Here is a 20757-nt window from a genome sequence, read left to right on the forward strand (position 1 = left end):
GGATGCTCAGCTCAGTTGCCGCTGCTCGCTGACAGCCGTGCTGACGACGATGTGCGAGAGACGCACGGGCAACCCGTCAATGGTACGCCCCACGACCACAGGCGCCGAATGCAAACCGGTGGCGTGCCGCACACCGTCCGGCATCCGCCGGCCCTCAGCGGCCCATCCCCGCCGTCAGACCAGCCACTATCTGCCGTGTGGCCACGAGGAACAGGACCACCAGCGGCAGCGTGGCGATGACGAGGCCCGCGAACAGGGTGGACCACGACGTCTGGTACTCCCCGAAGAACGTGGTCAGGCCGACGGGCAGCGTGTACTGGGTGCGGTCGCGCACGAGGATGAGCGGGTAGAAGAAGTCGTTCCAGATGGGCACGAAGCGGAAGACCACCACTGTCGCCACCGCCGGACGCACGAGCGGCAGCAGGACCGACCAGAAGGTCCGGAAGGGGCCAGCGCCGTCGATCCGGGCGGCGTCCTCCAGCTCGTCCGGGAGCTGGCGCAGGAACGTGGCCAGCACGAACACCGAGAACGGGATCGACACCGCCGCGTAGACCAGGATCAGGCCGGTCCGGGTCGAGGCGAGCCCGATCGTGTCGAGCAGGTAGAAGATCGGCACGATCATGAGGAACACGGGCATCATCAAGCCCGACACGAACACCTGCTCGATGACGCCCATCAGCCGGGAGCGCGACCGGGCCAGCGCGTAGGCCGCCAGCAGGGACACGACGGTGGACAGCAGGACCGACGCCGTCGTGACGAGCACCGAGTTGAGGAAGTACGTGGAGAACGACGCCTCCACCCAGGCCTGGCGGTACGCGTCCAGCGAGGGGCTGACCGGCACGCCGAGCGGCTCGGCGACGAGCTCCTGGTCGGTGCGGAACGAGTTCCACACCATGATCAGCAGCGGCACCAGCGCGACCGCGGCGTAGCCCCAGAGGACCACCTGCACCGCAGCGCGCTTCACGTCAGGCCTCGCTCGACGCGGCGGAACCACCGCGTGAACAGCACCGACACCCCGACGATCACGACGAACAGCAGGATCGCCACGGCCGACGAGACGCCTATCGCGTTGGAGGCGCCCGAGCTGAACGCGGTGCGGTAGAAGAGGAGCGACATGACGTCGGTGGCCCCCGCCGGGCTGCCGTTGGACCCCCCGAGGGCGTACGGGATCGGGAACGCCTCCATGGAGAAGATGAACGTCAGCACGCTCACCGTGCCGATCACCGGCACCAGCATGGGCAGCGTGACGTACCAGAACCGCTGGCGGGAGGACGCGCCGTCGAGCATCGCGGCCTCCTCCGTCGTGGGGTCGAGCGACCCGAGCGCGGCGCCGTAGACCAGGAGCGGGAACCCTACCCACTGCCACGCCGTCACCAGCACGACCACCCACAGGGCGGTGTCGGGGTCACCCAGCCAGGGCTGGGCCACCGACTCCAGGCCGACGGCGCGCAGGGCGGCGTTCACCGGGCCGAACAGCGGCGAGAGCAGCAGCGACCACAGGTAGCCGACGACGAGCGGCGAGACCAGGTACGGCATCGTGTAGAGAACCTGGAACAGCCGGCGCATCCGCTCCCGCTTGTGCAGCACGTACGCCAGCAGCAGGCCCACGGAGTTCTGCACGACCATCGCGCCGACGAACAGCAGCCCGTTGTGCGCGAAGGCGCGCGGGAGCTGGCTGCGGTACGGCTCGGTGGTCAGCAGCGTGACGAAGTTGTCCAGCCCCACGAACGAGTCCTGCGCGGTGCCGCGCCAGGAGAACATCGAGTAGCTGAGCGCCGTCGCCATCGGGTAGAGCACGAAGACGGCGAACAGCGCCGCCGCAGGCAGCAGGAAGAGCAGTGCGACCGACGTGGGGAGCGCCGCTGTGCGACGGCCGCTCACTCGCCCGGCGTCCACCAGGCCGCGAGGCCGTCCTGGATGATCCCCGCGGCCTGCTCGGCGTCGGCGTCGCCGAGGAACAGCTTCTGGCCCGCCTCCCCCATCAGGTCGGTGCCGACGGGGTCGCCGTAGCGGTAGTCCACGAGCAGCAGGTACGGCGCGGGGTTCTCCTGGTACAGGTCCCACATCTCCTGCTGGACCGGGTCGGAGAACTCGACGCCGGGGATCGGCGAGAACTGCTTGAGCTCGTCGGCGACCAGCTGCCCGAACTCCGGCGTGGCCAGCCAGTTCAGCAGGGTCGCGGCCTCCTCCGGGTGCTCGGTGGCGGCCGAGAGGCCCCAGTTCCCGTCCGCGTAGCCGGGGCTGACCGGGTGGTCCAGCGCCGCGCCGGGCGGCGGGGGCACCTGGAACACGCCGAGCTCGAGGTCCGGGTTCGCCTCCTGGAAGAACGCCAGCTCGTACGAGCCGCCGGCGAACATCGCCGCCTGCTCCGAGGTGAACAGCACCTGCGCGTCGGTGTACGCCACGCCGGTCACGTCCTCGGGCATGTACTTCTGCAGGTCCTTGAGCGTCTGGATCGAGTCGACGTACGCCGGGTCGGTGAAGTCGGTGTCGCCGTCGCGCAGCTTCTGCTGGAAGTCCGCGCCGCCGTACTGGGCGGACGTCAGGGCGTCGTGCACCGTGGGCACGAACCATCCGTCGCGCGCGCCCACAGCGAGCGGCGTCACATCCGTCGCGAGGAGCTTGTCGTTGATCGCCACGAAGTCGTCCCAGGTCTCCGGCTCCTCCAGGCCGTTCTCCTCGAAGATCGCGGTGTTGTAGTAGACCTGGATCGTCTGGGAGGCCAGGGGCACGCCGTAGACCGCGCCGTCCTCGCGTCCGCGAGCGCCGTCGAGGATCGCGTCGTCGAACTCGCCGAGCGCCGGGACGAGGTCCTCGAGCGGCTCGAGGTTGCCGCCCTCGACGAGCGGCTGGAGCAGGCCGTAGGACCGCACCTGTGCGATGTCGGGCCCGTCGGAGCCGGTCAGGCCGGTCCGCAGGATCTGGTCGTACTCGGTGTTGAGGTGGGCCTGGAAGTTCACCGTGATGCACGGGTTGGCCTCTTCGAAGACGTCGAAGATCTTCTCGTACGTCTTGACGTCCTCGGTGCGCCAGGACCACACGTCGAGCGCCACCGCGTCGCCGTCGCATCCCTCCCCCGCGGCCCCACCGGGTTCCGGGCTACCCGTTGACGGTGCGCAGGCGGTGAGCGTGAGGGCCACGAGGGTTGCGGTGGCCCCTGCTGCGAGGGACGTTCGGCGGTTCATGCGCCGGACGCTTCCGGTCCGACGTCGGACTGTCAAGCAATTTCCGTCTCACGCAATGTCGTGTCGCGGTCTCAGCGGCCTGCGGTGACGTTCCTTGCGATCCGGTGGGCGTCGGCGGCCATCTCGCGGAACATGCCGGAGATCGGGTTGGTGAAGCCCGTGAAGTAGAGGCCCCGCGCGGCCGGACGGCCGTTCGTGGAGATCGGTTTTCCGTGCTCGTCGAGCACGCCGAGGTGGCCCATGACGGGCTCCAGCGCGCGGCGGTAGCCGGTGGCGGCGAGGACGACGTCGGGGGTGAGGCGGGCGCCGTCGGTCAGGACGACGTCGCCGTCGTCGAACCGTTCGATCGCCCTGACGACGCGGATCGTGCCGGCCTGGACGGCGGCGACGAGGCCGATGTCCTGCACGGGGATGGAGCCTTGGGCCACGCGTGTGGCCAGGCCGACCTCCGGGATCGGCAGCCCGAGGTGGGCGAGGTCCGGGAAGCTGGCCTTGCGGACGGGGACGCTGAGGGCGTCGACGAAGGCGGTCGGCAGGTGGCGCACCAGCAGGCCCGTGTACTGCGCGGCCCACGGCCCCTGGTTGCGCGGCACGATGTGCGGCGGTGTGCGGACCGCGAGGTGGACGCTCGCGGCGCCGTTCTCCGCGAGGTCCTGCGCGATCTCGGCGCCTGTGTTGCCCACACCGACGACCAGCACGTCCATGCCCGCGTACGGGGCCGGGTTGCGGTACCGGCTCGCGTGCACGACCTGGCCGGGGAATGTGTCCTGGCCGGGCCAGTCGGGGAGGTGCGGCGTGTGGTTGTACCCGGTGGCGACGACGACGGCGTCCGCCGCGCGCCGGCCTTCGGCGTCGCCCTCGCCGGTGGTGATCGTCCACACGCCGTCGGCGCGGTCGAGGCGCGTCACCTCGACGCCGTGCTCGATCCGCAGGTCGTGGTGGGCGGCATACGCCTCGAGGTAGCGGACGACGTCGTCCCGGGCCACCCAGCGGCCGAACTCGCGCGGGATCGGGAGACCGGGCAGCTGCGAGAGTCCGCGTGTCGTGTGCAGGTGCAGGCGGTCGTAGTGGTGCCGCCAGGCGTTGCCGACGTGCTCCGACTTCTCCAGGACCGTGACGTCAGCGCCCTTCGCCCGCAGGGCCGCGGCGGCTGCCAGTCCGGCCGGTCCGGCGCCGATCACGTACACGGTGTGAGACATGGATGGAGCGTAGTGGTGCACGATGGGTGCCGGGCGGGGCTGAACCTTGTTCACCCCTACCCGGCACCCAGCCGGTCTAGAAGTCGTCCGCCGTCCGGATCCGGTCCCGGATCCAGCGGCCGGACTCCTTGAGGTTCCCGGTGCCGAAGGAGCCGCTCGCGCAGCTTCCCTGGGTGAGGACAGCCCCGGAGCGGTGGTCGTCGGAGAAGTTCCAGTTGACCCAGCTGATCTTCTTCGACGCCGCCAGGTCGAGGTAGCGCTGCGACATGGCGAAGTCGTTGGCGCCCTCACCTGCGTAGTCCTGGGTGCCGAACTCGGTGATGAACATCGGGATCCGGTCCGCGGCGCGGGAGAGCGCGTTCAGGTAGTCCTGCCCGTGCGACGCGGCGTAGAAGTGGAACGTGTACATCACGTTCGAGGCGTTGACCGGGTTGTTCACCACCTCGGACTCGTTGGAGCCGTCGGAGACGCCCAGCGACGACCATGCCCGCGTGCCCAGCAGGATCACGGCGTCGGGGTCCTTCGCGCGGACCACCGGGATGATCTGCTCGTGGTAGCCCTTGATGGTCTGCCAGGACACGCCGTTGGGCTCGTTCGCGACCTCGTAGATGATGTTGTTCTTGCCGTTGTTCCGCTCCGCGATGGCCGTGAAGAACGTCTTGGCGCGCTGCAGGTTGAAGTTCGGGTCGCCCGGGTCGAGCATGTGCCAGTCGACGATCGCGTACATGCCGCGCGCCGTGAGCATGTCGATGTAGCGGTTCACCAGCGCCGTGAAGCGCGCGGGGTCGGTCTCGTAGCCGTCCTCCTGCACGTAGGTGGAGATCCGCACCACGTCGGCGTTCCAGTCGTGCGCGAGGGTGTCGAGCGAACCGTCAGTGATGCACTGGGAGTACCACTGGGTGCCGTGCGTGCTCATCCCGCGCAGCTGGATCCGCTTGCCCTGCGCGTTGCACAGGCCCACGCCGCACACGCTGAGCTGGCCGTTGGCCGCGACCGGCGTTCCGGCCTCCGGAGCCGGGTCGGTCGGTGTCGGCTCGGGATCCGGGCCGCCGTCGCACGTACCGCTGAGGGTCCAGAGCGTCGGCGTCGACGCCGGGTCCCAGCCCGCACCCGGGTGGGCGGTGTGCGCCTGCGTGGCGGTGTAGGAGCGGCCCTCGTAGGTGACCTGCTGTCCTGCGCGGTAGCTGGTGCCCTCCGCCCAGGTCGGTGCGGAGCACTCGCTCGTGGCGGCGGTGACGGCTGTGGCGGGCAGAAGGGGGACGAGCGCCGTTCCTAGCGCCAGCATCGCGGCAGTGGCAACTGCGACGACGATCGGGGCGCGGCGGGAGACCATGATGGGACCACCTCAGTTCGTCTGTTGATCCGGAGCAGGTCGCGGCTACGCTGCCGGCCTGCTGGTCGCCCAGACGCTAGCAAGGCGGGTCGTCGGGTGATATCGGGGATTTCCACACCGTTTCACGCCCGGCGTCGGTCAGGTCTTACGGTGAACCCGACCGCGCGACCCGTACGTTCCAGGAGGACTTCGCCGCATCCCGCGCCAAGGGCGCGAACCTGCCGGGGATCGAGGCGTTCTTCGCGACGCTCGACACACTGGTCAGCACGGAGGAGGGAACTGTCGCCGACGGCGAGTGACGTGACATGGCGCACTGCGGGATCACGGTGAGACGACATCGCCCGATGACATAGTGTCGGCCCGTCCCCTCCGGACCATCCCGATCCGGTTCCCGCACCCGAGGTGGGCCCATGACTGTTCCCCTGACCCTGCGCATGCCTTCGCGCGCCGCTGACCAGCCGCAGGCCCCGGACCGTCCGGTCCTGGAAGCGGCGCTCGACCGGCTGGAGGACGGCGGTGGCAGCACGCCCGACCGTGCGGACGCCGAGGTGCTCCTGCACGCCCGCGGCGCTGACCTGGACCGGCTGCTCGCGGTCGCGAGCACGATGCGCGACACCGGACTGCAGGAGGCCGGCCGGCCCGGCGTCATCACGTACTCGCGCAAGGTGTTCGTCCCGCTGACGCACCTCTGCCAGGACCGGTGCCACTACTGCATCTTCGTCCAGTCGCCCGGCAAGCTCGCCAAGGCCGGCATCTCGCCCTACATGGAGGCCGACGCCGTCCTGGAGGTCGCCCGGCAGGGTGCGGAGCTGGGCTGCAAGGAGGCCCTGCTGACGCTCGGCGACCGGCCGGAGAACCGCTGGCCGGTCGCCCGGCAGTGGCTGGACAGCCACGGGTACGCCTCGACGCTCGAGTACGTGGGCCACATGGCCCAGCTGATCCTGGACGAGACCGGACTGCTCCCGCACCTCAATCCCGGCGTCATGTCGTGGGCGGAGATGCAGCGGCTCAAGCCGGTGGGCCCGTCGATGGGCATGATGCTGGAGACCACGTCGTCGCGGCTGTGGACCGAGAAGGGCGAGGCGCACTTCGGCTCCCCCGACAAGGACCCGGCCCTGCGGCTGCGCGTGATCGACGACGCCGGCCGGTCCCGCATCCCGTTCACGACCGGCGTGCTGCTCGGCATCGGCGAGAACTACGCCGAACGCGTGGACTCGATCCTGGCCCTGCGCGACGCGCACGCCCGCCACGGTCACCTGCAGGAGGTGATCGTGCAGAACTTCCGCGCCAAGTCGGCCACCGCGATGATGGGCGCGGAGGACCTGGAGACCCAGGAGTACGCGGCCGCCGTCGCCGTGACCAGGGTGCTGCTCGGCCCGGGCATGCGCGTGCAGGCGCCACCCAACCTGACCGACGCCGCCGAGCTCCAGCTCCTGGTGCGCGCCGGCATCGACGACTGGGGCGGCGTCAGCCCGCTGACCCCCGACCACGTGAACCCCGAGCGGCCCTGGCCGCACATCGAGGACCTGGCGCGGCTGACGGCCGAGGGCGGGTACACGCTGCGCGAACGCCTCACGGCGCACCCGCACTACCTGCGCGAGGCCCGGGACGGCGCGGACTGGCTGGACGACCGCCTCCGCCCCCGCGTCCTGGCCCTGTCGGACGACTACGGTCTGGCCCGCCAGGACGCCCTTCTGGGCGCCTTCCCCGCCTCCACCCCGTTGAGTGCTGGATATTTGCGCGATTTCGACCCTTCAGAGCACAAAAAGCCCGCACTCAACGGAGCCGGGAGGCTGGGGCGGCTGATCGGCGACGTTGCCGGCGATCCTGCTGGGGTCGACGACGCGGGCTGGGTCGAGCTGCTGGGGGCGCGCGGCTCCGACCTGGAGGAGCTCGCCGCGCTCGCCGACCAGGTGCGGCGTGCGCGCGTCGGCGACGCCGTCACCTACGCGGTGAACCGGAACATCGACGCGTCGCTGGGCCTGGCCCCCGAGCAGATCGAGGGGCTGGCCAAGGAGGCCGTAGCGCTCGGCGCCACGGAGGTGTGCGCGCAGGGCGTGCCGCCGACGTCGGCGGGCGCGGACGGCTACCTCGACCTGGCCCGCGCCGTGAAGCGGGGCGGGCCCGACCTGCACCTGCACGCCTTCCGCCCGGCCGAGCTCGCCGACGGCGCCGCCCGCGCCGGGCTCTCCCTGCCCGACTGGCTGACGGCGCTCCGCGAGGCCGGTGTCGACACCGTGCCGGGCACGGGCGCCCGCATCCTCGACGACCGGATCCGGGCCCTGCTCACCGGCGGCACCGACATCCCGGCCGAGCGCTGGCTGGAGCTCGTCACCGCCGCGCACACCGCGGGCCTGCGGTCCACGGCGACCATCGTCTACGGGCACGTCGAGTCGGCGCGGGACCAGGTGCGCCACCTGCGCGCGCTGGCCCGCGTACAGGACGCGACCGGCGGGTTCACCGAGCTGATCCCGATGCCCTGGCTGGCCGCGGAGTCGCCGGTGCCGGTCGCCGGCGCACGGGCGGCGACCCTGCGCGAGAGCCGCGCCCTGCACGCGGTGGCGCGACTGATGCTCGACGGGCGGATCGACCACGTGCAGGCCGCATGGACCAAGCTCGGCATGCGCGGCGCACAGCACATGCTCGCGGGCGGCGCCGACGACCTCGGCGGCGTGCTGCTCGACGGCGTGCTGGACCCCGGCGCCGGCCCCGAGCAGGGGCGCGAGCTGACGGTCGCGGACGTGACGCGGCTCGCCACCGAGCTGGGCCGGTCCGTACGCCAGCGCACGACCACGTACGAGCAGGTGGGGTGACCGGCACGAACCCTTCAGCCGGAGCGGCCACCGAGGTGGACGTCGCGGTAGTGGGCGCGGGGCTCGCCGGCGTGGGCCTCGGCGCCCGGCTGCGTCGTGCCGGGCGCACGGGCTTCGCGATCCTGGAGCGGGCCGACGACGTCGGCGGGACCTGGCGCGACAACGTCTACCCGGGCGTCGCGTGCGACATCCCGAGCGCGCTCTACTCCTACTCGTTCCTGCCCCAGCCCGCCTGGTCACGGGTGTTCGCCCCGGGCGCCGAGATCCACGAGTACGTCCGGGACGTCGCACGCTCCGAAGGAGTGACCCCGCACCTGCGCCTCGGCACCGAGCTCACGGACGCGCGCTGGCACGAGGGCGAGGCCGCATGGCACCTGACGACGTCGCGGGGCCCCCTGACCGCCCGGGTCCTGGTGACGGCGGTCGGCCGGCTCAGCGAGCCCCGCGTGCCCGACCTCCCCGGGCTCGGCACGTTCCCCGGCCGCGTGTTCCACTCCGCCCGCTGGGACCGCGACCTGCCCGCCGGGCTCCGGGTCGGGGTCGTCGGCACCGGCGCGAGCGCCATCCAGCTCGTGCCGGAGCTGGCCCGCCGGGCGGAGTCCGTCGTCGTGCTGCAGCGCACCCCGCCCTGGGTACTCCCGCGCGGCGACCGGGCCTACGCGCCCGGCGAGGCCCGGCCGGAACGTGCGGCGCTCGCGGAGGAGGCCGACCGGCTCTTCGAGGCCCGGATCGCCGGCACGACGGCGGAGGCCGCGCTGCGGGAGCGCGCGGAGACCCACCTGCGCACCCAGGTGCCGGATCCCGCGCTGCGCGCGCTCCTCACGCCCGACTACGCGGTGGGCTGCAAGCGCGCGCTCTTCAGCGACGACTGGTACCCGGCGCTCCAGCAGCCGCACGTCACGCTGGAGCCGGGTCCCCCGGTAGCGGTCGAGGGATCGACGCTGGTCGCGGCGTCCGGCGCGCGGTACGAGGTCGACGTGCTCGTGCTGGCCACAGGGTTCGAGACGACCAGGCCGCCGTTCGCCGACCTGATCACCGGTCGCGGCGGACAGACGCTCGCCGAGCACTGGTCCGACGGCATGACGAGCCACGCCTCCACGGCCGTGCACGGCTTCCCTAACCTCTTCGTGCTGGACGGCCCCAACGCGGGGCTCGGCCACCACTCCGCCCTCGAGGTGATCGAGGCGCAGATCGACTACGTGCTCGGCGCGCTCGACCACCAGGACCAGGCGGGCGGGCCGCTCGAGGTGTCGGCGGCGGCCGAGGAGGCCTACACACGCGAGATCGACGAGCGCGCCGCCGGGACGGTGTGGCTCCGCGGCGGCTGCCGCAGCTGGTACGTGGACGAACGCTCGGGGCGGCTCACGCTCCTGTGGCCCGGCCGGGCGGCGGAGTACCGCGAACGGTTCGGCGTCTTCGACCCGGCCCCGTTCCGGGGCCGGGTGCAGATGATCGGCAGAATGTCAGGTGATCGGTAGCTCGGAATGCCGATCACCTGACATTCTGCCGATCACTCGGCGCGCCAGCGCCTCAGCCCGGCGCGAGCCCGTTCTGGTAGGCCCAGACCACGGTCTGTAGGCGGTCGCGTGTGCCGATCTTGGCCATGGCGCGGCCGAGGTGTGACTTCACGGTGCTCGTCTCCACGACCAGCTCGCGCGCGATCTCCGCGTTCGACAGCCCGCGGGCGAGCTGCCGCACGATCTCGGCCTCGCGTGCCGTGAGCTGCGCCGCGACGTCCGAGGCCGACTCAGGCGGGGCCTTGCGACGCGCGAACTCGGTGATCACCCGGCGGGTCACCGCCTGGTCGATGAGGCCGTGGCCGTCGGCGAGCCGGCGGACGGCGTCGATCAGTTCTTCGGGCTCGCAGTCCTTGAGGATGAACCCGCCAGCCCCGGCCTCCAGAGCGCCGAACACGTACTCGTCGAGGTCGAAGGTGGTCACGACGAGCACCGCGGGTGCGGTCCCGCCGGAGGCGGCGTCGGCCACGATCTCGCGGGTCGCCGCGAGGCCGTCACCGCCCGGCATGCGCACGTCCATGCAGACGACGTCGGGGCTGTGCCGGCGGGCGAGCTCGACCGCCACGGGACCGTTCGAGGCCTCGGCGACCACCTCGATGTCGTCGGCCTGCTCCAGGAGGAACCGGAACCCCGCCCGGACCACCGCCTGGTCGTCGACGAGCAAGACCCTGATCATTCCTGTCCTCCGGTGTTCGTGGGCTCGTGGTGCAGCGGCAGCGTCAGCAGCACGCGCCACCCGCCGGACGGCGTGGGACCGGTCGTCAGTGTCGCCCCGACGAGGTGCGCGCGCTCCCTCATACCGATGAGGCCCATCCCCTGCCGCGTCGAGACCGTCGGGGTACGCCCGGCGGCAGGGGTGTTGACGACCTCGAGCGAGACCTCCCGCTCCGCGAACCGCACGGCCATCCGCACGGGCGCGCCGGGTGCGTGCTGGCGGGCGTTCGACAGCGACTCCTGCGCCACGCGGTAGAACGCCGCGTCCGCGATGGGCGCCAGGTCGCGGGGCCGGCCCTCGCGGACCAGCTCCACGGTGTCCCCCAGGGTGCGCGCCGTCCGCACCAGCCCGTCGAGCGCATCGAGCCCGGGCGGGGGCGCGTCGTGCCCGTCGTCGTCGACGCTCGGCCGTTCCCGGAGGACCCCGACGATCAGGCGGAGGCTGTCCAGCGTCTCCTTGCCCTGACCCCGGATCCAGGCGGTGCCGGCCTTGGCGGCCTCGGGGTCGCTGTCGATCTGCCGCGCCACGGCGGCGGCCTGGACCACGAGGCCGGAGAGGTGGTGCGCCGCGACGTCGTGCAGCTCGCGGGCCATGCGGGACCGTTCGGCGAAGATCGCCGCCTGGGTGGTCGCCCGCTGCGTCCGCATCAGCTCTTCGGCCCGGAGGTGGAGCAGCTCGACGTAGCGGCGGCGGGTCGCCACCGCCCCGCCGACCAGGGCGCTGACCACATAGGTGCCGATCCCCGCCGCGAGATGGTTCGCGGCCGGCATCAGCAGGCCGTTGCCCGACACGAGGGCGGTCACCGCCGCCGCCAGGACCCCGACCGGCACCGCCGCGCCCGTCACCATCAGGGCCCGGCGGGCCGGCAGCAGCGTGCCTACCGTGTATCCGGCGATGACCTGCGGTATGCCGCCGACCGACAGGTCCGGGGGCGACGCGGCGATGACGAGCACCTGAACGGCCACGACGAGGCCCAGGCAGAGGACCGGACGGGTCCGGCGCAGGACCAGCGGCAGCGCCTGGGCGCACGTGGCGACCGCGAGCAGGACGCCCTGCGCCGGACCGACCGTCAGGTCCTCCGCCTCCAGCACGTACTGGAAGAGCACGACCAGCAGGCCCGCGGTCATCAGGGCGACGACCGCGGCCAGCAGCGCGTCCTGTGCCGGCCGCGTGGTCACGCCGAGCCGGGTCAGCAGGCTGTCGAGCCTGCCGAGGCGCGGCGGGACCGGAACGCCGTCGAACACCGCTGGGCCGTCCGTCGTGAGCATCATCAGTACGATACAGACGGCGCCAGCAGGCGGAACTCGACGGCGAACCAGGCGATTCCGGCCAGGGCGAGCAGCACGAGCACGGTGCCGAGGATCCTGCGCCAGCCGTGGCGGTCGCGGATCGCGCCGACCACCTGGAACGCAGCGGGCACGATGCCCAGCACGCCGAGGCCCTGGACCACCTGCAGCTGGCGCAGGGAGAACTCGGAGACGTCCTCCAGGCTCATCACCGTGAGCACCGTTGCGGTCCAGCCACCGAGGGCCAGCACCGCGCAGACCGTCGCGATGTTGGTGAGCAGCCTGGCGACCCGGCCGGTGCGCCCCTGGTGGAGACGCACGGCCCGCTCGGAGCCGGACCCTGACCCGGGAACCGACCGCCGCCGGACCCGCCGCGTGATCGCACCGGCCGGCCACGCGACGGCCGCCACGAGCAGGATCAGCGCGGACACGCCGAGCACGGGGAGCGCAACTGCCTGGGCACGCTCCGGCTGGGCGGGCAGCAGGGTGAAGGCACCCTCGATCCCTATCGCCTCGACCTTGTCGCCGGCGACGCGCATGGCGATGACGCGCTGGCCGTCGACCTCACGCCAGACCCACGGCTCGATCTCCTCGTACAGGGCGGGCGAGTCGCTGAGTGGACCCGGCGTGATCAGGAGGCGGCCGTCGGCCCGAGCGGTGAGCTGCGTGGTGCTGAACGCCTCCAGCGAGGCCAGGAACGTGCTCTGCATGCCGCGCGAGGCGACGTAGCTGCCCTCGGCGATCGCGGCGTGCTCCTTGGCGGTCGCTTCGTCGACGGTGCCGGTTGCGGGGGCGGACTCCGCCGGGAAGTAGCGGTCGGTGAAGCCGTGCAGCACCGCGTCGCGCAGCTCGAGGGTCGCGAGGCCGCTGTCACCCGTGCTGTTGAAGGAGACGAAGATGCCGGTGCGCTCCTCCGGGTAGAGCTGCAGGTGGGAGTGGAAGTAGTTGGTGTCGCCGCCGTGGCCGATGATCCAGCGCCCGTTGCGGCTCTCGTCGAAGAACCCGAGCGTCATCCGCGGGGACGCCGCGAGGTTGCCCAGCGAGCTGTCGTCCAGCGCGGGCGCATGCATCAGGTCGAGCGTCCCGGGCTCCAGGATCGAACCCGTGCCGGGTTCGCCGAGCTGGGCCAGCATGAAGCGCGCCATGTCGGGTGCCGAGGCGGTCAGGGCGCCGGCGGGCGGCGTCCCGACGATCTCGAACGGGCCGGGGGCGTCCGCCGACGTCGCGTAGCCCTTGGACATCCGGTCGCGGAGCGCTTCGGGCAGCGGCTGCTCGAAGGTCGACGACGTCATGCCGGCCGGCGCGAGGATGTTCTGCTCGACGTACTGCTCGAACGGCACGCCGCTCACGTGCTCGACGATGTACCCGGCCAGCGAGTTGCCGTAGTTCGAGTAGGCGGGGACCGTGCCGGGCTCGTAGACCTGCTCCGGCGGGTCCTCCGCCAGCTCGTCCCGGAGCACCGGCGACACGTCGCCCGAACCGATGAGGCCGCCGAGCCGCTCCTCGAAGCCCGCGGTGTGCGTGAGCAGGTGGCGCATGGTGATCGGCCCGTCGAACGACCGCGGGACGTCGAAGTCGAGGTACTCCGCGATGTCGGTGTCCAGGTCGACGTCGCCGCTCTCGACCAGCTGCATGGCGGCGGTGGCGGTGAACAGCTTGGACACGGAACCCGGGCGGAACAGCGTGCTCTCCGGGTCGACCGGTACCGCCTCGCCGCCCGTCGTGCCCGTGTCGGCGTAGCCGTAGCCGCGGGTGGTGACGACCTTGCCGTCGTCGACCACCGTGACGACGCCGCCGGCGATGCCGGCGCTCTCCAGCGCGGAGGGCAGCAGTCCGTCGAGCCAGGCGTCGACGTCCGACTGCTCGAGGGCGTGCTCGCCCGCGGGGGCGGAGACGGGCGGGGGCGGTGTCGGCTCGGAGGCGGTCGCGGCGGACGCCGGGACGCCGGCGGCGACGGTCATCGCGAGCGCCCCCAGGGCGGCGAGCGCCGCCAGGGTGCGCACGCGGCGGGGCCGCTCGGTGGGTAGCTCATAGGTCGGGAACATCGTCGCGCTCCTCGCGCTCGGCGGGTGTTCGGGCTGGTCCGGAGGCTTTCTTCCGGACACCCCAAGCCTGTCGGGCGGGCAGCGGCGGCACATCGCCCGCGAGCATGCACCTGGCTTACGACCTTTGGTGGAGTCGGGCTCCGCCCGAGGTCGATGACCATGCACTTGCTGCCGGAGCAAGGCGGCCGGTTCTGGCAGCAAGTGCATGGTCAGTTCCCTGGATAGGCTCGGGCGGATGAGCGCGCCCCTCGTCCTGGACGCCGCGGCAGTCGCCGCCGCCTGCCCGCCCGCCGACGCCGTCGCCGCGATCACCGCCGCGCTGGACGGCGGGCTGGACCCCGCCGTCGACCTCCCCCGCCAGGCGGTCCCGCTGGAGGCCGGTCAGCTCCTGCTCATGCCGTCGGACGGCGGAGGCGGCCTCAAGCACGCGGGTATCAAGGTCGCCACGGTCGCACCCGGCAACCCGGAACGGGGCCTGCCCCGCGTCCAGGGTTCGTACCTCCTGCTCGACGCCGCGACGCTCGGCGTCGTCGCCGTGCTCGACGGCATCGCCCTGACCACGCTCCGCACGCCGGCGGTGTCCGTCGCGGCGGTGCTGCGCCGGCTCCTCGCGGGGCCGACGCCGCTGCGCGTGGCCGTCCTCGGCTCGGGACCGCAGGCCCACGGCCACGTCGCCACGCTCGCCGGTGCCCTGGCTGGACACCGGGAGCTCGCCTCTGTGGACCAGCTCGTCCGGGATCCCGCTCGCTGGTCGAGCGTGTCGGGACCCGGGTCTCGACACGCTCGACCAGCGGGGTCCGGCCCGATCGACGGCGCGCGCCTCGTCCGGCTCGGCACCACGGAGTCGGACGACGCCCTGCGCGCCGCCGACGTCGTCGTCTGTGCGACGTCGGCGCGCGAGCCCTTGTTCGATGCCGACCTGATCGCCGGCACGGCGGTGGTCGTCGCGGTGGGCTCGCACGAGCCGGACGCGCGGGAGCTGCCCGCCGGGCTGCTCGGCCGGGCCACCGTCGTCGTCGAGGATCGTGCCGCGGCCCTGCGCGAGGCGGGCGACGTCGTGCTGGCGATAGCGGACGGCGCGCTCCGTGCGGAGGACCTGGTCCCGATGCGCGACGTCGTCACGGGCGCCGTCCGCCCCGACCCGGCCCGGCCGCTGGTCTTCAAGAGCACCGGGATGTCGTGGGAGGACCTGGTCGTGGCCGAGGCGGTGCTGGCGGGCGGGCGCTGACCCGAGGTCGGCGCGAATCGCTACGCCGCGCACAGCTCCGGCGGCGCAGGTCACGGCCCTGTACACAGCCGAAACACAAGCGCCCGCAGGGAAACACGAAAGTTACCGCCGAAGAGCTGGAGCGACATCTCCGTCCACTTAGGTTCATTTGAACCTAAACGGTCGGCCCATCCCGGGCCGTCGGCCATGAAACGGAGCATCCCCCATGCGTCTTCGGTCCCCGTCGCCCCACCGCGCGACGCGTCTGAGCACCGTCTCGCTCGCCGCCCTGTGCGTCATCGCCCTGAGCGCCTGCGGTGCGCGGGTCGACGCCGGCAGCCCCGGCGCGTCCAGCTCCGCCGAGAGCTGCGTCGACACGTCCGGCGACACCGTCAAGATCGGCTTCCTCAACTCGCTGTCGGGCACGATGGCGATCTCGGAGCAGACGGTCCACGACTCCCTGCAGCTCGCCGCCCAGGAGATCAACGCCGACGGCGGCGTGCTCGGCAAGCAGCTCGAGATCGTCTCGGAGGACGGCCAGTCCGAGCCCACGATCTTCGCCGAGAAGGCCGGCAAGCTCATCACCAGCGACTGCGTCGCGGCGGTGTTCGGGGGCTGGACCTCGGCGTCCCGCAAGGCGATGCTGCCCGTGTTCGAGGCCCAGGACTCCCTGCTGTTCTACCCGGTGCAGTACGAGGGCCTGGAGTCCTCCCCCAACATCTTCTACACCGGTGCCACGACCAACCAGCAGATCGTGCCGGCGCTGGACTACCTCGCCGAGCAGGGCACGAAGTCCCTGTTCCTGGTGGGCTCGGACTACGTCTTCCCGCGCACGGCGAACAAGATCATCAACGCCTACGCCGCGGCCCACGACATCGAGATCGTCGGCGAGGAGTACGCGCCGCTCGGCCACACCGACTTCTCGACGATCGTCAACAAGGTCAAGTCCGCCGGCGCCGACGCCGTGTTCAACACCCTCAACGGCGACTCCAACGTCGCATTCTTCAAGGAGTACAACAACGTCGGCATGTCCGCCGACGAGATGCCCGTCGTCTCGGTGTCCATCGCCGAGGAGGAGGTCGGCGGCATCGGCATCGACAACGTCGAGGGCCAGCTCACCGCCTGGAACTACTACCAGACCGTGGACAGCCCCACGAACACCGCGTTCGTCGAGGCCTTCAAGGCCGAGTACGGCGAGGACCGCCCCACGTCCGACCCGATGGAGGCCGCCTACACCTCCCTCTACCTCTGGAAGGCGATGGTCGAGAAGGCCGAGTCGTTCGCCGTCGACGACGTGACCGCGGCCGCGGACGGCGTCACCTTCGACGCCCCCGAGGGCGAGGTCGTCGTCAACGGCGACAACCACCACATCGCCAAGACCGCCCTCATCGGCAAGATCGGCGCGGACGGCCTGATCCACACCGAGTGGAGCTCGGAGGAGCCGATCGAGCCCGACCCGTTCCTCGAGGGCTACGACTGGGCCGACGGGCTGTCCTGACCGGGCCCCGGGAAGAAACGGGACCCGCATGGACATCCTCGCGCAGCTCTTCGCCGGACTGAGCCTCGGCTCCGTCCTCCTCCTCGCCGCCCTCGGGCTCTCCCTGACCTTCGGCCAGATGGGCGTCATCAACATGGCCCACGGCGAGTTCATGATGGCCGGCGCCTACACCGCGTTCGTCGTCCAGAGCGTGATCGGCGACGCCGGCGTGAGCCTGCTCGTCGCGCTGCCCCTCGGCTTCCTCGTCGGCGGCCTGCTCGGCCTGCTCCTGGAGGCGACGCTCATCCACCGCATGTACCGGCGGCCGCTGGACACGCTGCTGGTCACCTGGGGTGTCGCGCTCGTGCTCCAGCAGGTCGCGCGGGACGTGTTCGGCGCACCCAACGTGGACGTCGCCGCGCCCGCCTGGCTGTCGGGCGCGGTCCAGGTCGGCGGGCTCGCGCTGCCCCGGACGCGCCTGTTCATCCTGGCGCTCGCCCTGGTGTGCGTCGTCGCCCTCGCGGTGGCGCTGCGTGCGACCCCGCTCGGCCGGCGCATCCGCGCCGTCGTGCAGAACCGGGACCTGGCCGAGGCGTCCGGCATCTCGTCGCGGGCGACCGACCGGGTCACGTTCTTCATCGGGTCGGGGCTCGCCGGCATCGCGGGCGTCGCGCTCACGCTGCTCGGCTCGGTCGGGCCGACGCTCGGGACCAGCTACATCGTCGACGCGTTCCTCGTGGTCGTGGCCGGCGGCATCGGCCAGATCAAGGGCACGGTGATCGCGGCGACGGCGCTGGGCCTGATGCAGTCGTTCTTCGAGTACTCGACGACGGCCTCCCTCGCCAAGGTGCTCGTGTTCGTCGCCATCGTGGCCTTCCTGCAGCTACGACCCCAGGGCCTGGTCTCGGTCCGGACGAGGAGCCTCGCATGACCGTCCTGACCGCACTCGTCCGCCCCGGACGCACCCGCACCCTCGTGGCGTTCGGCCTCGCGGCGGCCCTCCTGCTGCTCGCGCCCGTCGTGCTGAGCCCGTTCCGCCTCGACCTGCTCGCCAAGTTCCTCTGCCTCGCCATGGTCGCGGTCGGGATCGGCCTGGCGTGGGGTCGCGGTGGGCTGCTCACCCTGGGCCAGGGCGTCTACTTCGGCCTCGGCGCCTACCTGATGGCCATGCACCTCAAGCTGGCCGACGCCGGTCCGGGCGGCGTCCCGGACTTCATGCTGCTGTACGGCACGGGGCAGGTGCCTACCTGGTGGGAGCCGCTGCGCTCCCCCGTCTCGGCGATCCTGCTGGTCGTGCTCATCCCGGCGGGGCTGGCCGCGCTGCTCGGCTGGGCGGTGTTCACCCGACGGGTGCGGGGCGCATACTTCGCGATCCTGTCCCAGGCGCTGGCGGCGGCCTTCGCCATCCTGCTCATCGGCCAGCAGCAGACCACCGGCGGGACCAACGGGCTCAACGGGTTCCGGGCGTTCTTCGGATACGACCTGGCCGACCCGGTCAACAAGCAGATGCTCTACCTGATCGCGGCGGGCGTGCTGCTCGGGATGGTCGCCGTGGTGCGACAGCTCACCGTCTCCCGGTTCGGCGAGCTGCTGATCGCGGTGCGGGACCAGGAGGACCGCGTCCGGTTCCTCGGCTACGACCCGGCGGCGATCAAGGTCGTCGCCTACGTCGTCGCCGCGGTCATGGCGGCGGTCGGCGGCGCGCTGTTCGTGCCGATCGTCGGCATCATCTCTCCGGCCGACGTCGGCGTGGTGCCGTCCATCGGCTTCCTCATCGGCGTGGCGATCGGCGGGCGCGCGACCCTGCTCGGCCCGGTGCTCGGCTCGATAGCGGTGAGCTGGGCGCAGACGTCGATCTCCGAGCAGTTCCCGTCGGGCTGGATCTACTTCCAGGGCGCCCTGTTCGTGCTGGTCATCGCGTTCCTGCCCGGCGGTCTCGCGTCGGTCGTCGGGACGCTGCGGCGGCGTCGTGCCGCCGAGCCCGTCGACGACGAGCCGGCCACGGACGAGCCGGCCACGGACGGGCCGGCCGCGGAAAGGAGCCCCGCATGAACGACATGTCACCGGCCGCGGAGCAGCCCGGGACCGAGATCGACCTGGCCGCGGCCGAGGCGCTGCTCGGCACGGACACCGCCCGGTTCCGCCACGACTACCTGGAGGTGCGCGGCCTGCGGGTCGAGTTCGACGGCTTCGTCGCCGTGCGCGACGTCGACCTCACGGTCACGCAGGGCGACCTGCGGTTCCTCATCGGCCCGAACGGCGCGGGCAAGACGACGCTCATCGACGCCGTCACGGGCCTGGTCCGGGCCACCGGCTCGGCCGCCTTCGGCCGGACCGAGCTGCTCGGACGCAGCACCCACCGCATCGCCCGCGCCGGCGTCGGGCGAACGTTCCAGACGGCCAGCGTGTTCGAGGAGCTGACCGTGCTGCAGAACCTCGACATCGCGGCCGGCGCGCGGCGTGGGGCGCTGACCCTGCTGCGGCGTCGGCCGGGCGTGCCGGAGGCCGTAGAGCACGCGCTGGAGACGGTAGGCCTGACGGCGCTGCGCGACGTGCCCGCCGGCGTGCTCGCGCACGGCCAGAAGCAGTGGCTGGAGATCGGGATGCTGCTCGTCCAGGACGCCCACCTGCTGCTGCTCGACGAGCCCGTGGCGGGCATGACCCAGGCCGAGCGCGAGGAGACCGGGCAGCTGCTGCGCCGTATCGGGTCGCAGCGGGTGGTGGTCGTGGTCGAGCACGACATGGAGTTCCTCCGGTCCTTCGCCGACTCGGTCACCGTGATGCACCAGGGGCGGGTGCTCGCGGAGGGCACCGTGCACGAGGTGCAGAACGACCCGGCGGTCGTCGAGGTCTACCTCGGCGCCCCGGCGACGACCCCGGCCACGGCGCCGGCGTCCGCCCCGAGTGAAGGAGACATCGCGTGATGCTGGAGCTGAGCGGCGTGACCACGGGCTACGGGCGCACCACAGTGGTGCACGACGTCGACCTGACCGTGCCCGACGGCGGGCTGACCGCCGTGCTGGGCCACAACGGCGCGGGCAAGACGACCCTGCTGCGGGCGGTGCTCGGCCTGCTGCCCGTGCGGGCCGGGACGGTGCGGCTCGCGGGCGAGGACGTCACCCGGCTCGCGCCGCACCAGCGGGTGCGGCGCGGCATCGCCTACGTGCCGCAGGGCCAGCAGTCCTTCGGGCTGCTGAGCGCGCGCGAGAACCTGCAGGTGGTCGCGGACGCCCACGGACGTGCCGCCCGACGCCGGACGCTCGACGCGCTCGACCTGTTCCCCGCGCTGCGCGACCTGCTGGGGCGCCAGGCCGGGCTGCTGTCCGGTGGGCAGCGGCAGCAGCTCGCGATCGCCCGGGCCCTGGTCACGGGACCGCGGCTGCTCGTGCTGGACGAGCCGGTCGAGGGCATCCAGCCCAACGTCGTCAGCGAGATCTACGACGCGATCTCGGCGCTGACCACGGCCGGAGACCTGTCGGTGCTGCTCGTCGAGCAGCACATCGGCTACGCCGTGGAGCACGCCGCCGAGTTCGCGGTGCTCGCCTCCGGCCGGGTCGCCCACCGTGGCCAGGGCGGCGGCCCGGCCGCGGCCCAGGCAGCCCGAACGGCGCTCGCCCTGTGACCGCCCGCCGGCTGGAGGAGCCATGCACCTGAGCCCCGCCGACGTCGAGAAGCTGCTGCTGGCCACCGCCGGGATGGTCGCGCGCGACCGGCTCGCGCGCGGTGTGCGGCTCAACTACCCGGAGTCCGTGGCGCTGCTGTCCTGCTGGGTGATCGAGCGCGCCCGCGAGGGCGCCGACGTCGCGACGCTCATGGACACCGGCCGCGAGGTCCTGGTCCGCGAGCAGGTCATGGACGGCGTCCCGGAGATGCTCACCGACGTCCAGGTCGAGGCCACGTTCCCCGACGGTCGCAAGCTCGTCACCCTGCACCACCCGGTCCAGTAGCCGGTCTGGTAGCCGGTCCAACAGAAAGGCCCT

The 20757-nt window shown here is 72.1% G+C and carries 17 protein-coding genes; 9 read left to right on the plus strand and 8 right to left on the minus strand.

The features are described 5' to 3' along the window. Positions 1 to 154 precede the first annotated feature (154 nt). The 5 genes from ACFO6V_RS16925 to ACFO6V_RS16945 form a co-directional block, all read right to left on the minus strand. Complete coding sequence (locus ACFO6V_RS16925; RefSeq protein ID WP_377137171.1) at positions 155 to 964, minus strand: carbohydrate ABC transporter permease; 810 nt, start codon at positions 962 to 964, stop codon at positions 155 to 157. Continuing rightward, a complete protein-coding gene (locus ACFO6V_RS16930; protein ID WP_377137173.1) occupies positions 961 to 1881 on the minus strand; it encodes a carbohydrate ABC transporter permease in 921 nt (306 codons plus the stop codon). Before ACFO6V_RS16930 ends, ACFO6V_RS16925 begins: the two co-directional genes overlap by 4 nt. Next, entirely contained in the window at positions 1878 to 3185 is a 1308-nt protein-coding gene (locus ACFO6V_RS16935; RefSeq protein WP_377137175.1) for an ABC transporter substrate-binding protein, read from the minus strand. Before ACFO6V_RS16935 ends, ACFO6V_RS16930 begins: the two co-directional genes overlap by 4 nt. A 71-nt stretch (positions 3186 to 3256) precedes the next feature. After that, positions 3257 to 4384 carry a flavin-containing monooxygenase gene (locus ACFO6V_RS16940; RefSeq protein ID WP_377137177.1) on the minus strand — a complete coding sequence of 376 codons (1128 nt, stop codon included), beginning with the start codon at positions 4382 to 4384 and terminating at the stop codon, positions 3257 to 3259. 76 nt (positions 4385 to 4460) lie between these two features. Beyond that, entirely contained in the window at positions 4461 to 5717 is a 1257-nt protein-coding gene (locus tag ACFO6V_RS16945) for a cellulase family glycosylhydrolase (RefSeq protein WP_377137179.1), read from the minus strand. Positions 5718 to 6127: 410 nt separating this feature from the next. On the opposite strand from ACFO6V_RS16945, the gene cofG reads away from it, so the two are divergent. After that, a complete protein-coding gene (gene cofG, locus ACFO6V_RS16950) occupies positions 6128 to 8530 on the plus strand; it encodes a 7,8-didemethyl-8-hydroxy-5-deazariboflavin synthase CofG (protein ID WP_377137181.1) in 2403 nt (800 codons plus the stop codon). Further along, positions 8527 to 10008: a flavin-containing monooxygenase gene (locus ACFO6V_RS16955; RefSeq protein WP_377137183.1), complete on the plus strand. Its 1482-nt coding sequence runs from the start codon at positions 8527 to 8529 to the stop codon at positions 10006 to 10008. The genes cofG and ACFO6V_RS16955 overlap by 4 nt, the downstream gene beginning before the upstream one ends. Positions 10009 to 10060: 52 nt before the next feature. On the opposite strand, the gene ACFO6V_RS16960 is transcribed toward ACFO6V_RS16955, so the two are convergent. The 3 genes from ACFO6V_RS16960 to ACFO6V_RS16970 are packed head-to-tail and all read right to left on the minus strand — an operon-like array spanning position 10061 to position 14093. Further along, positions 10061 to 10723, minus strand: a complete 663-nt coding sequence (locus ACFO6V_RS16960) for a response regulator (protein WP_377137185.1) — start codon at positions 10721 to 10723, stop codon at positions 10061 to 10063. Then, positions 10720 to 12030, minus strand: a complete 1311-nt coding sequence (locus ACFO6V_RS16965) for a sensor histidine kinase (RefSeq protein WP_377137187.1) — start codon at positions 12028 to 12030, stop codon at positions 10720 to 10722. Before ACFO6V_RS16965 ends, ACFO6V_RS16960 begins: the two co-directional genes overlap by 4 nt. 2 nt (positions 12031 to 12032) lie before the next feature. Beyond that, on the minus strand, positions 12033 to 14093 hold the full coding sequence (locus ACFO6V_RS16970) for a serine hydrolase (protein WP_377137189.1): 2061 nt from the start codon (positions 14091 to 14093) through the stop codon (positions 12033 to 12035). 235 nt (positions 14094 to 14328) lie between these two features. Here ACFO6V_RS16970 and ACFO6V_RS16975 point away from each other — a divergent pair, with 235 nt between their 5' ends. The 7 genes from ACFO6V_RS16975 (at position 14329) to ACFO6V_RS17005 (ending at position 20724) form a co-directional block, all read left to right on the plus strand. Beyond that, entirely contained in the window at positions 14329 to 15321 is a 993-nt protein-coding gene (locus tag ACFO6V_RS16975) for an ornithine cyclodeaminase family protein (protein ID WP_377137191.1), read from the plus strand. A 205-nt stretch (positions 15322 to 15526) separates the two neighbouring features. Continuing rightward, positions 15527 to 16798: an urea ABC transporter substrate-binding protein gene (gene urtA, locus ACFO6V_RS16980; RefSeq protein ID WP_377137193.1), complete on the plus strand. Its 1272-nt coding sequence runs from the start codon at positions 15527 to 15529 to the stop codon at positions 16796 to 16798. Positions 16799 to 16826: 28 nt separating this feature from the next. Continuing rightward, on the plus strand, positions 16827 to 17708 hold the full coding sequence (gene urtB, locus ACFO6V_RS16985; protein ID WP_377137195.1) for an urea ABC transporter permease subunit UrtB: 882 nt from the start codon (positions 16827 to 16829) through the stop codon (positions 17706 to 17708). Next, the gene (urtC, locus tag ACFO6V_RS16990; RefSeq protein WP_377137197.1) at positions 17705 to 18829 is read left to right on the plus strand and encodes an urea ABC transporter permease subunit UrtC; all 1125 of its coding nucleotides are present in this window, start codon (positions 17705 to 17707) and stop codon (positions 18827 to 18829) included. Before urtB ends, urtC begins: the two co-directional genes overlap by 4 nt. After that, on the plus strand, positions 18826 to 19701 hold the full coding sequence (gene urtD / locus ACFO6V_RS16995; protein ID WP_377137199.1) for an urea ABC transporter ATP-binding protein UrtD: 876 nt from the start codon (positions 18826 to 18828) through the stop codon (positions 19699 to 19701). Before urtC ends, urtD begins: the two co-directional genes overlap by 4 nt. Next, positions 19701 to 20399, plus strand: coding sequence for an ATP-binding cassette domain-containing protein (locus ACFO6V_RS17000; protein WP_377138157.1), 699 nt, complete (start codon positions 19701 to 19703; stop codon positions 20397 to 20399). Before urtD ends, ACFO6V_RS17000 begins: the two co-directional genes overlap by 1 nt. A 22-nt stretch (positions 20400 to 20421) precedes the next feature. After that, a complete protein-coding gene (locus tag ACFO6V_RS17005; protein ID WP_377137201.1) occupies positions 20422 to 20724 on the plus strand; it encodes an urease subunit gamma in 303 nt (100 codons plus the stop codon). The last annotated feature ends 33 nt before the right edge of the window (positions 20725 to 20757 follow it).

This window comes from Promicromonospora alba (assembly GCF_042654905.1).
In the GTDB taxonomy this organism is placed as follows: Bacteria; Actinomycetota; Actinomycetes; order Actinomycetales; family Cellulomonadaceae; genus Promicromonospora; species Promicromonospora alba.